Origin of the sequence: Propionibacterium acidifaciens DSM 21887 (assembly GCF_000426605.1) — a bacterium.
Classification (GTDB): domain Bacteria; phylum Actinomycetota; class Actinomycetes; order Propionibacteriales; family Propionibacteriaceae; genus Propionibacterium; species Propionibacterium acidifaciens.
The window spans coordinates 24,594-35,710 of sequence record NZ_AUFR01000030.1 but is presented as its reverse complement, the minus strand read 5'-3'; the positions used below and the strand labels follow the sequence as shown (position 1 = coordinate 35,710).

Annotated in this window: 10 protein-coding genes and 1 pseudogene; 3 read left to right on the top strand and 8 right to left on the bottom strand. The window is 69.7% G+C overall.

From position 1 onward, the window contains the following. The coding region (locus K336_RS15915; RefSeq protein WP_028706964.1) for a hypothetical protein at positions 1-489 on the bottom strand (489 nt) is incomplete at its 3' end. 1,165 nt (positions 490-1,654) lie between these two features. Next, positions 1,655-3,001, bottom strand: coding sequence for an IS256 family transposase (locus K336_RS0110195; RefSeq protein ID WP_459166157.1), 1,347 nt, complete (start codon positions 2,999-3,001; stop codon positions 1,655-1,657). 66 nt (positions 3,002-3,067) lie between these two features. Between K336_RS0110195 and K336_RS17130 the strand changes: the two genes are divergently transcribed. The 3 genes and pseudogenes from K336_RS17130 to K336_RS0110180 all read left to right on the top strand — a co-directional run bounded on the left by K336_RS17130 (position 3,068) and on the right by K336_RS0110180 (position 4,917). Further along, entirely contained in the window at positions 3,068-3,301 is a 234-nt protein-coding gene (locus K336_RS17130) for a hypothetical protein (RefSeq protein WP_155945059.1), read from the top strand. After that, a pseudogene (locus K336_RS17825) lies at positions 3,253-3,507 on the top strand (transposase); the annotation flags it as partial. The gene K336_RS17130 and the pseudogene K336_RS17825, both read left to right, overlap by 49 nt. Positions 3,508-3,969: 462 nt before the next feature. Continuing rightward, positions 3,970-4,917, top strand: coding sequence for a sugar-binding transcriptional regulator (locus K336_RS0110180; RefSeq protein WP_028706961.1), 948 nt, complete (start codon positions 3,970-3,972; stop codon positions 4,915-4,917). Between the two features lie 112 nt (positions 4,918-5,029). Here K336_RS0110180 and ilvC read toward each other — a convergent pair whose 3' ends face one another. The 6 genes from ilvC to K336_RS0110150 form a co-directional block, all read right to left on the bottom strand. Further along, positions 5,030-6,058, bottom strand: coding sequence for a ketol-acid reductoisomerase (ilvC, locus tag K336_RS0110175; RefSeq protein ID WP_028706960.1), 1,029 nt, complete (start codon positions 6,056-6,058; stop codon positions 5,030-5,032). A gap of 31 nt (positions 6,059-6,089) precedes the next feature. Next, positions 6,090-6,617, bottom strand: a complete 528-nt coding sequence (ilvN, locus tag K336_RS0110170) for an acetolactate synthase small subunit (protein WP_021796434.1) — start codon at positions 6,615-6,617, stop codon at positions 6,090-6,092. Continuing rightward, entirely contained in the window at positions 6,614-8,374 is a 1,761-nt protein-coding gene (locus K336_RS0110165; RefSeq protein WP_028706959.1) for an acetolactate synthase large subunit, read from the bottom strand. Before K336_RS0110165 ends, ilvN begins: the two co-directional genes overlap by 4 nt. Before the next feature lie 241 nt (positions 8,375-8,615). Then, the gene (locus K336_RS17125) at positions 8,616-9,947 is read right to left on the bottom strand and encodes a glycosyltransferase 87 family protein (protein WP_028706958.1); all 1,332 of its coding nucleotides are present in this window, start codon (positions 9,945-9,947) and stop codon (positions 8,616-8,618) included. A 10-nt stretch (positions 9,948-9,957) separates the two neighbouring features. Beyond that, positions 9,958-10,722 carry an imidazole glycerol phosphate synthase subunit HisF gene (gene hisF / locus K336_RS0110155; RefSeq protein ID WP_028706957.1) on the bottom strand — a complete coding sequence of 255 codons (765 nt, stop codon included), beginning with the start codon at positions 10,720-10,722 and terminating at the stop codon, positions 9,958-9,960. Between the two features lie 59 nt (positions 10,723-10,781). After that, positions 10,782-11,111, bottom strand: coding sequence for a putative quinol monooxygenase (locus tag K336_RS0110150; protein WP_021798065.1), 330 nt, complete (start codon positions 11,109-11,111; stop codon positions 10,782-10,784). Positions 11,112-11,117: the final 6 nt, after the last annotated feature.

Sequence of the window (11,117 nt, the reverse complement as noted above, 5' to 3'; positions counted from 1 at the left end):
CATGCGTCTGGTGATGGCTTTCTCGTTGCGGTGCTCGTCGAACGGGTCGGGCAGTTCGAGGCTCAGCCCGCAGAAGCGCAGGAGCAGCCGGTACGAAGAATCCGACTGGTATTCCACGTCGAACAGGATCTTCACGACCTCACGTATCGCTGGGACGTCCCAGAACTCGGCGTGGACGCCCGCCTGGGAGGGCGGCTGGGCGAAGATTTTCTTGAGTTCTTGTTTCTGGTCGCGGGTGAGTTTCGCCGCGTTCTGGTTCCCCGCATGGCCGGTCAGGACCGAGCACATCCTGGTGGCCTGCCAGCCGGCCAGCCATTCCTGCACCGTCCTCTCGGCCCGTTTGACCATTTCAGCGATGATGCCCACGTCGACGCCACGGGAGGCGTACAGAATCTCTTCTGCTTTCATCCGCACCAACACATGATTGTCGGAACGCCTCCTCCACCCGACCAGGACAGCGGTCTCCTCCGGGGCGACCTCAACCTGCATGTCCCGATCGTATCCGGAACAGCACAGGAAATCCACGAAAAATACGGTTTCGTTTCATGTCAGCCATAGATCACTGAGTGGGGTCGTTTGTGATTGTATCTCAGTTCGATCCGGGATGTCACGTCCCGGATTCGGGTGGGTTCTGGTCGGGTGGACCTTGCGGTTCACGGGTACCTGTCTTCAGGGTGCCGTTGACAGGGGTCGGCCGCCGCGTTGTGTGTGGCAGATGCCGGTCCGTCCCACTGATGGAAGGATCTCGTGGTCGGCCATGATTTTCGCGTACCCGGTCCGGGGTGTCCTGGGATCCTCTGTCGGAACGGAGACGCTGTGGCGCCTCGGACCGGTGGGCAGACCCTGGCTGCCGCGGGCCGGGGCCTGGCTGATCGGCCCGGGTGCGGCGTGTGACCGGCCACGGGTGTAGCCGATGATCCTTCTTGCCGGATGCAGCCCCGTGACCGTGGCCAGATGAGGCGAACCTCTTTGCCATGTCGGGATGTAGGTGATGTCGCCCACCCATGTCACCGCTGGCGCGTTGGCGGCGTGGTTCCTGTGGGGGTCTGTCCCGGTCGGCCCGGAAGGTCCGCGGCCCGGGGCCGTGGTGGCGGGTCTTTTTCCTGGGCCTGCAAGGGGGTCATGGGCGTTGGTGGCCATGATCTTCCGGATGCTCTGGCGTGCTGGCTTGGATTCCGTGGCGGGCGGGCCCGGCCCGGATGCGGCTGGTGGTCGCAGGGTCTGGTCGGGGCCGGCGAAGAACCGGCGATGATGATGGTCAGGTCCTGTCTCCTTCTGGCTGTTGCTGACAGGGGTCGGTCGCGCCAGGCGTAGTACCCGGATCTGGGATGCTTCCACCCCACCGGGCGCACGGGGCCGGACGGGGGTGGTTGCCTTCCTCGCTGCGGATGAATCCATGCTTGACGCTCACCGGGATTCCTGGACGAAGAAGGCCGCCGCTTTCTTCCAGGGGGTTCGGTCTCTGTCCGGGCCTCGCGGAGTTCCGCTTTCAATCGCCGTGGCCTCCGGTGTTCTCCTCGCTCGAGGAATTCTCCGTCCCGGGTTCTGGGTGCTCTGTGCGCCATTTCGCGACCCAGTTGCCCACGGTCTGCGGGGCCAGCCCGTAGGACCTTGCGACCTGAGCCTGTCAATGTTTTTGTGTAAGCGGGGTTGGTTAGAGGTAGGGGTTGATGCGGTCTGGGTAGGCGGTGGTCAGCTGGGCGAGGGCTTGTTTCCAGTTGGTGGTGGTCTGGCCCTCGACGAGGCGGGGCTTGGCCCTGCGCTTGCCGGCGGGTTTGCCTCGGTCTCGTTCGCGTTCGAGAGCGCGTTTGTCCTCGATGTTGCAGATCGCCAGCCACAGTAGTTTCACGGCGGCGGTGTCGTTGGGGAAGTGTCCCCGGTTCTTGGAGACCTTGCGGAGTTGGTAGTTCAGCGACTCGATACTGTTGGTCGTGTAGATGACGCGGCGCAAGGCCGGCGGGAACGCCAGGAACGGCGTGAACCGCTCCCACGCCCTCTCCCACACTCCCACCGTGTCGGGGTAGCGGGCCCCCAGCGGCGAGGCCGCGAACTCGGCCAGAGCGGATGAAGCGGCGTCCTCGCTGGCGGCGGTGCAGACCGGCTTGAGGGCGGCGGCGACCCTCTTGCGATCCTGGTAGGCCACGAACCGCATGGAGGAGCGGATCAGGTGCACCACGCAGGTCTGGACCACCGAGTCGGGCCAGGTCGCCTCGACGGCCTCGGCCAGGCCCGTCAGCCCGTCGCAGCACACGATGAGCACGTCATTCACGCCCCTGTTGGCGAGCTCGGCGCACACATGCGCCCAGAAGGAAGCGCCCTCGTCGGCCTGCACCCAGATCCCCAGGACGTGCTTGATGCCTTCCATGTCCACCCCGACTGCGATATGGGCCGCCCGGTTGGACACCCGCCCCTGGTCGCGGATCTTGACGCGGATCGCGTCGAGGTAGATCACCGGGTAGAACTCCTCCAGCGGCCGGTCCTGCCACTCGAGGACGGCGTCGCACACGGCATCGGTGATCTTGCTGATCGTCCCGGCGGATAGTTCCACCCCGAGCGTGGAGTCCAGGTGGTGGCGGATCTCGCGCACCGTCATCCCGCCCGCGTACAGGCTGATGATCATCGCGTCCAGCCCGTCCATTCGCCGCTGCCCCTTCCTGACCAAGCGGGGCGTGAACGACCCCGCCCGGTCGCGGGGAACCTCGATCTCGAACGAGCCGACCTCGGAGCTGATGGTCTTGGCCGTGGTGCCGTTGCGCGCGTTGCCACGGGCCACCGCGGTGGGCTCGCCCTTCTCATAGCCAAGGTGCTCGGTCAGCTCGGCGGCCAACCCGCGCTCGAGGGTCTCCTTGAGCAGCGCCGGCAACAGCCCGTCGCTGCCCGTCAGCTCCACCTGGCCGGAATCGATCCGCTCAAACAGCTCGTCCAGGCCACCAGAAGCAGCAAGGTCCTCGACCACGCTGCGCCCACCAGAGCGACCAGTCATCTCATCAGTCACAGTCATCAGTATCAGTCCTTCAACGAAGGCTTACACAGACCACTGAACACGCCCGAGTGGCAGGCCATGCGGATGTGCTCGGTCCTGACCGGGCACGCGGGGAACCAGAACGCGGCGAAACTCACCCGCGCCCAGAAGGAAGAACCCAAGGCCGTCTTGGCTCAGACGCCCTCCCAGACGGGCGTCCACGCCGAGTTCTGGGACATCCCAGCGATACGTGACGTCGTGAAGATCCTGTTCGACGTCGAGTACCAGTCGGACTCCCCACCAGCCCGGTCGAGGCCTGCAAGCTCGGCCGCACCCTGACCAGCCGCACCCTGACCAAACGCCGCGATGACACCCCCGCGTTCCTCGACCACCACGGCACCAGCAACGGCCCCACCGAAACGATCAACGGCCGACTCGAACACCCCCGCGGCACCGCCCCAGGCTTCCGCAACCCCACCCACCACATCACCAGATCCCTCCTCGAGGCCAGAGGGTTCAGACCCCACCCACACCCCCGATCATGAAGAGCCTCCAAAGGGGCAGGAGCGCCCGGAGGCCCATCCAAGTCTCAGGCGATGACGAGCAAGGCCCCTGGTCAGAGGGCTCACGGGATGGGGTCTTGAACAATCCTCCCGGAATCGTGGTCGGGGGCGCGGCTGGTGAATGCCCGAGACCCCCTCCGGGGTCTCGGGCTGAACGCCTGCGCTGCGGTCCTCGGTGATGTTCGGTGGGACCGTGGGTCGGGCCCGTACGGCGGCGGTCGGGCAGGGGTGATGCGATCCGCGGCCGGCCGTGCCCGAGGAGCCGGCCTCCCAGCACCACCGGCGGCGCCGGATCGTGGGGCCGGATCCGTGGAGGCGACGTCGCGAGAGGAGCTGGGGACGGGAGCGTCCACGACGTCGCGGCCCGCACCGCCTAGACTTGGCCGCTGAGAACAGCCTTCCAACAGAGCCCATCCGTCATGGGTGCGCGTTCGCGAGGAGACGATGGTCGACCGGGATCAGCTCCCCCTGCTGCTGCAGGTGGCCCGCGCCTACTGGGTCGACGACCGCAGTCAGGCCGACATCGCCGCCGAGATCGGCTACTCCCGCTCGATGGTCTCCCGGCTGCTCAAGCAGGCGCGCGAGCTCGGCGTCATCAAGTTCTCCGTCGGGCACCCGCTCGAACGGGCCTTCGAGCTCGAGCGGGCGCTCACCGACTCGTTCGGGCTCGCCCAAGTGCGCATCTCGGTCGAGGACGCCGAGCAGGACGCCTCCGACGCGGCCCGCCTGGCCGCAGGCCTGCTCGGCGAGGCCATCGGCTCCGACTGCGTGCTCGGCATGACGAACGGGCACTCGGTGCCCGCCGTCGTGCACGCGATGAGCCCACTGCACCGGCCGAACGCGACCATCGTCCAGTCCATCGGCACGATCGCCCGCGAGAACAACTCGGTGGACTCCCCCGAGATCTGCCGCGAACTCGCCCAGCACCTCGGGGCGTCCTACCGGCTGCTCCCGGCGCCACTGGTCGTCCGCTCCCCCAGGGTCGCCGCAGCGCTGCGGCGCGAGGAGGTGGTGTCGATGACGCTGACCATGGCCGGGCACGCCGACGTCATGCTCACCGGCATCGGCGCCACGACGCGCACGGACGACGGCGTCATCTTCGACAACTGCATCACGCCCGCCGAGCACGACGAGCTGCTGCGGGCCGGCGCGGTGGGCCACATCTGCGGGCACCACGTCGACGGGCGGGGCCACCACGTGGACTCGCGCTTCTGCCAACGGCTGCTCGCCGTGCCCTTCGAACGGCTGAAGGGCATCCCGACCGTCATCGCGGTGGCCTGGGGGCGCGGCAAGGCCCCGGCGATCCTGGGCTGTCTGCGCGGCGGGCTCGTGTCGGCCCTCGTGACGGACGTGCCCACCGCCCAGGCCGTCCTCGCCCTGGAAGGCGCCTGAGCCGCGGCCCACGACCACGCCGGCGCCAACGCGCTGCCCGACGCGGAAGGGGCCGCCCCACTCGGGTGCGGCCCCTTCCGCCGGATGGGCGCTCCACCGCCCGGATGCGGACTCAACGCGCGACGGAGCCCTCGGTGTAGTCCTTGTCGACCTCCTCGCTCCAGCTGAAGAGCGAACGGATCTGCTTGCCGACGGCCTCGATCGGGTGGGCCTCGCCCTCGGCGCGGAGCCTCTTGAACTCCGGTGCGCCGGCGGCCTGGTCGTCCATGAAGCGCTTGGCGAAGGTGCCGTCCTGGATGTCCTTGAGGACCTCCTTCATGTGCTCCTTGACCTCGGGGCCGATGACGCGCGGGCCCGAGACGTAGTCGCCGTACTCGGCGGTGTCGGAGCACGACCAGCGCTGCTTGGAGATGCCGCCCTCGTTGATGAGGTCGACGATGAGCTTCATCTCGTGGCAGACCTCGAAGTAGGCCATCTCGGGCTGGTAGCCGGCCTCGACGAGCACCTCGAAACCGGTCTGGATCAGCTTGGACAGGCCGCCGCACAGCACGTCCTGCTCGCCGAACAGGTCGGTCTCGGTCTCCTCGCGGAAGGTCGTCCTGATGGCGCCGGCGCGCAGCCCGCCGATGGCCTTGGCGTACGACAGGACGAGCGGCCAGGCCTGGCCGGAGGCGTCCTGCTCGACGCACACGAGGACCGGGACGCCGCGCCCCGCCTCGAACTCGCGGCGCACGGTGTGACCGGGGCCCTTGGGGGCGACCATGATGACGTCGTGGTCGGCGGCGGGCTTGATGTAGCCGTAGTGGATGTTGAAACCGTGCGCGAACAGCAGAGCGGCACCGGGCCTGAGGTTCGGCTCGATCTGCTCCTTGTAGAGCGTCGCCTGCACCTGGTCGGGGGCGAGGATGACGACGACGTCGCCCTCCTTGACGGCGTCCTCGACCGACTTGACGGTGAGGCCGGCCTCCTCGGCCCTGGCGACGGACTTCGAGCCCTCGCGCAGGCCGACGACGACGTTGACGCCCGAGTCGCGCAGGTTGAGCGCGTGGGCGTGGCCCTGCGAGCCGTATCCGATGACCGCCACGGTCCTCGACTGGATCACCGACAGATCGGCGTCGTCCTCATGAAACATTTCTGCCATTGCTACTCCTGATTCCTGTGGTTCCCCGCGGTCAGCCGTTGTGCCTGGCCAAGGCGGGACGCTTCTTCTCGTTGATGCTCTTGTTCCCACGGCTCAGGGCGACCTGGCCCGACTGCACCATCTCGATGATGCCGTAGGGACTGACCATCGTGCTGAAGGAGGCGATCTTCTGCTGCCCCCCGGTGACCTCAATGGTCACAGACTCCGGGCTCACGTCGATGATGTGTCCGCGGAACAGATTGGTGATGTCGATCACGGACGCGCGGTTCGAGTCGGTGCAGCTGACCTTGACCAGCAGCATCTCGAGGTTCACCGCGTTGTCCTCGAGCTCGACGATCTTGTAGACCTCGATGAGCTTGTTCAGCTGCTTGACGACCTGCTCGATGACGCGCTCGTCGTCGACGGCCATGACGATCGTCATGCGGGAGACCTCGGGGCGCTCGGTGGTGCCCACGGCCAAGGAGTCGATGTTGAATCCGCGCCTGGAGATGAGGCCCGAGACGCGCGCGAGCACGCCGGGCTTGTTGCTCACCAGAACACTGAGCGTATGGGTCCTCACAGCTCGTCCTCTCCCCAGTTCGGCGCCATGTCGCGCGCGATCCTGATGTCGTCGTTGCTCGTGCCGGCAGGGACCATCGGCCAGACCATGGCGTCCTTCTCGCAGACGAACTCCATGACGACGGGCCTGTCATTGATCTCGGCCGCCCGGGCGAGGACCTCGTCGACCTCGTCCTCGGTGGCGGCTCGCAGACCGACCGCGCCCATGGCCTCGGCCAGCTTCGGGATGTCCGGCAGCTGGTCCGAGTGCAGGTCGGTGTTGGAGTAGCGCTCGTTGTAGAACAGCGACTGCCACTGGCGCACCATGCCGAGCGTGTTGTTGTTGATCACCGCGATCTTCACCGGGATGCGGTTCAGGGCGCAGGTGACGATCTCCTGGTCGGTCATCTGGAAGCTCCCGTCGCCGTCGACGCCGACGACGACGGCGCCGGGGCGGCCCACCTGGGCGCCCATCGCGGCGGGCACGCAGTAGCCCATCGTGCCGGCGCCTCCGCTGGTCAGGAAGTGGTTGGGCTGGTCGATCGGCAGCAGATGAGCGGCCCACATCTGGTGCTGCCCGACGCCGGTGGTGTAGATGGCCTCGGGGCCGAACTGCTCGCCGATGCGCCTGACCACCCACTGGGGGGCGAGCACGCCGTCGGCCGAGCGCTCCCTGCCCACCTGGTAGCGGTCCTTCAGGCCCTGCAGGTAGTCGTGCCACGGGGTGAGGTCCTGGAGCTTCTTGTCCTCCAGCCGGGCGGTGAGGCCGGCGAGCACCTTCCGGGCGTCGCCGACGATCGGCACGTCGGCGTCGACGTTCTTGCCGATCTCGGCCGGGTCGATGTCGGCGTGGATCACGGTGGCGTGCGGCGCGAAGGTCGTCAACTCGCCCGTGACGCGGTCGTCGAAGCGCATGCCGACGGCGAGCACGACGTCCGCCCGCTGGATGGCCCCGACCGCTGCGACGGTGCCGTGCATGCCGGGCATGCCCAGGTTGAGCGGATCGCCGCTCGGGAGGACGCCCTTGGCGGTGAGCGTCGTGGCGACCGGGATCCCGGTGGCCTGGACGAAGGCGGCGAGCTCCTTGGCGGCCTTCGCGCGGATGATGCCGCCGCCGGCGACGAGCACGGGGCGCTCCGCCCCGGCGAGCACGTGCGCCGCGGACGCCATCTGCCGGGCGTGGGGGGTCACGGTGGGCTTGTAGCCGGGCAGCACGATCTTCTCGGGCCACACGAAGGGCACGACCTCGCGCAGCGCATCGCCGGCGACGTCGACGAGCACCGGGCCGGGGCGGCCCGTGCGTGCGATGTGGTAGGCCTCTGCCAGCGCGGCGGGGATCTCCTCGGCGCACGTGATGAGGTAGTTGTGCTTGGTGATCGGGGTCGTGATGCCCCGGATGTCGGCCTCCTGGAAGGCGTCGGTGCCGATGGAGGTCGACTTCACCTGACCGGTGATGGCGATGAGCGGGACCGAGTCCATGTAGGCGTCGCCGATGGGGGTCACGAGGTTCGTGGCGCCGGGGCCGGAGGTGGCGATGCAGACGCCGACCCTGCCGGTCGCGACGGCGTAGCCCTCGGCCGCGTGGCCGGCCGCCTGCTCGTGCCGGACCAGCACGTGGCGGATGTCGGAGTCGAACAGCGGATCGTACAGGGGCAGGATCGCCCCGCCGGGAAGCCCGAACACCGTGTCGACCCCGAGCCTCTCAAGGGACTTCAGCAGCGCTTGCGCGCCGGTGAGCTCAACCGCGTGCGTCTCGCGCGGTTTCGGTTCGCCTGCCATGGCGTCCTCCTTCTCGGCCCGTGGGTCTCTCGGCCCACCCCGTGCTTCCAGTGCGGGTTCTCGTTCGGCGGGCCGGCGGCCCACCGGGCGGTGCCCTTCGCCCCGACCGTGGGCGCGGGGCGTGGCGCGGATTCGGACTAACAAAAAACCCCCGCTGCCTGCTGGCACACGAGGGAGCGCTCCGTCGGGATGAACGAAGCGCTAGGCGAGTACGAGAATTCGACGTCCGGGCACGCGGTCATTATTGCACGATCCGTCCGCCTGCTGACACGCGCCGTCCACGCAATGACCGTCGCGGGGGCGCGCCCGGCTGGGGCCCGGCGCCCCGCCGGACGGTGAACGCCCCGGTCGCGACCGCCGCGAGGCCGAGGAGCGGGCCGAGGAGCGCGCCGACGGCCCCGGCGTCCGGCCCGAGGGGCCACAGCGCGATCCACCCGGCCCAACAGAGCACGGCGGCGCAGGCCGGCGTCCCGGCCGACGAGCGGGCGCGCAGGGCGGCCGCCGCGCAGATCCCTGCGGCGAGGGCGGGGAGACCCTGCCCGGCCCAATGGCCGGGGACGGCGAGGACCAGCCCGGCGAGCGTCCAGGCCAGCGCCATGACCGGGTCGCGCCGGCGAAGCCGGTCCGCGGCGAGCGCGCAGGCGACGAGGCCCGCGGTGACGCCGAGGATCCGGCCGGCCGTCCCCAGCGCGCCCCCGCAGGACGGGTCGAGCAGGGCGCCGCCGATACGACCCCTCACGAGCATCGCCCAGAAGTCGGTGCTGTCCCAGGGCAGGACGAGGAAGCCGCAGGCGGTCAGAAGCGCGAAGCAGGCGAGCGAGACGGCCCCCAGCCGTTCGGCGGGGGCGAGGGCCCACTGCCCTCCCCGGTGGGCGCGGCGGCGCACGACGCGCGCGACGGTCGGCGGCACGCCCAGTACGAGGGGCCACAGCCAGACGGCCGCCGCCACCCCGAGCCGCGCCGCGGCCCAGGCGCGGGAGCTCCTCAGGAGCTCCGTGCGGGGGCGCCCCGAGGGCTCGGCATCGGAGCGTCCGCGTGGGACGGCGGGCTGCAGTGCCGAGACGACCAGGGCGAGGCAGAGCGGATCGGGGCTTCCCTGGACGAGAGCGGTCCGCACCGGGGAGAGCAGCGCCGTGGCGGCGAGGGCGACGAGGCAGACCGCCCCGCCGTCGGCGCGGCGCCCGTCGTCGAAGGGCCCGCCGGAGAGGAGCCCGAACGCCCGCTGGACCAGCCAGGTCACGGCGACGGCATCGACGCCGATGAGCAGGATCTGCCATCCGAACCACGAGCCCAGACCCATGACGGTGCCGAGGGCCGCCCCCACCCCGGTCAGCGGGAAGACCATGCCCGAGACCGGGTCGACCGTCTCGTAGGTCTCGGCGAAGCGCAGCAGGGCGTGCGCGCCGAACCACAGGGCGTGCCCGTAGCCCATCGGCGCGTCCCAGGGGCTCGTCGATCCGTGCCCGAGGCGGGGCACGAGGAGCAGGCCGAGCAGCCAGGCGGGCAGGGCGCGGGCCACCAGTCGCAGCGCGCCGGGCAGGCGCCGGACCCGGCGCGGGCGGTGCGGACTCATCGGAGCCGGCTCACAGGCGGACGGGGAAACCGGCCCGATCGAGCTCCTGCTTGACCTGCTCGATGGTGAGCACGCCGTAGTGGAAGACGGAGGCGGCCAGAACGGCGTCGGCCCCGGCGCGCACCGCCTCGACGAAGTCGGAGGCCCGGCCGGCTCCGCCGGAGGCGATGAGCGGCACGTCGACGGCCTCCCGGACGGCGGAGGTCATCTCGGTGTCGAAGCCGTCCCGGGTGCCGTCGGCGTCCATCGAGTTGAGGAGCACCTCGCCGCAGCCGCGGGCGACGGCCTCCCTCGCCCACTCGATGGCGTCCAGACCGGCCGAGTGCCGTCCGCCGTGGGTGGTGACGCCGTAGCCGGACGGCATGCCGACCTCGCGGCGGGCGTCGAGGCTCAGGACGAGCACCTGGTCGCCGAAGCGCCCGGTGATCTCGTCGATCACCTCGGGCCCGGCGATGGCCCCGGTGTTGATGCTCACCTTGTCGGCGCCGCAGCGCAGGAGAGCGTCGACGTCGTCGACGCCGCGCACCCCCCCGCCGACGGTGAGCGGGATGAAGACCGTCGAGGCGCACCGGGTGACCATCCCGCGCGTCGTCGCGCGGCCCCGCGAGCTGGCCGAGATGTCGAGGAAGGTGAGCTCGTCGGCGCCGGCGGCACTGTAGACCCCGGCCAGCTCGACGGGATCGCCGGCGTCGCGCAGATCGGTGAAGTTCACGCCCTTGACCACGCGCCCGTCGGTGACGTCGAGGCAGGGGATCACTCGGATTGCCACGGTCATGGGCACAGCCTAGCGGGGCCGTGGACGGGCGCGGCGCGCCCGGCCGCCGGCCCCGGGGCTCACTGGTCCGGCATGATGATCTCGCCGAGCGGGGCCCATCCCTGCTGCTCGGTGGAGACGGAGACGACCTGCGGGCGGCGGGCCGCGTACTGGCCCTGGGTGGCCATGGCCGTGCGGAAGTGCTCGGACTCGACGTGCTCCTTGCCGGCCGCCGCGTCCCGGTAGGCCTCGACGAGGATGTACTGGTCGGGGGTCTCGACGGACCTGGCCCACTCGAACCACAGGCAGCCGGGCTCGGCACGGCAGGCCTCGGTGAACTCCCTGGTCAGCTCCATGAAGTCGGCGGAATACTCGGGCTTGACGTCCCACTTGACAGTGATCGCGATCATGGGCCC

Bases quoted from the DNA above. Each gene is read 5' to 3' on its own strand.
- K336_RS0110195 (WP_459166157.1), bottom strand. From the start codon at position 3,001: ATGACTGTGACTGATGAGATGACTGGTCGCTCTGGTGGGCGCAGCGTG.
- K336_RS17130 (WP_155945059.1), top strand. From the start codon at position 3,068: ATGTGCTCGGTCCTGACCGGGCACGCGGGGAACCAGAACGCGGCGAAA.
- K336_RS0110180 (WP_028706961.1), top strand. From the start codon at position 3,970: ATGGTCGACCGGGATCAGCTCCCCCTGCTGCTGCAGGTGGCCCGCGCC.
- ilvC (WP_028706960.1), bottom strand. From the start codon at position 6,058: ATGGCAGAAATGTTTCATGAGGACGACGCCGATCTGTCGGTGATCCAG.
- K336_RS0110165 (WP_028706959.1), bottom strand. From the start codon at position 8,374: ATGGCAGGCGAACCGAAACCGCGCGAGACGCACGCGGTTGAGCTCACC.
- K336_RS17125 (WP_028706958.1), bottom strand. From the start codon at position 9,947: ATGAGTCCGCACCGCCCGCGCCGGGTCCGGCGCCTGCCCGGCGCGCTG.
- hisF (WP_028706957.1), bottom strand. From the start codon at position 10,722: ATGACCGTGGCAATCCGAGTGATCCCCTGCCTCGACGTCACCGACGGG.
- K336_RS0110150 (WP_021798065.1), bottom strand. From the start codon at position 11,111: ATGATCGCGATCACTGTCAAGTGGGACGTCAAGCCCGAGTATTCCGCC.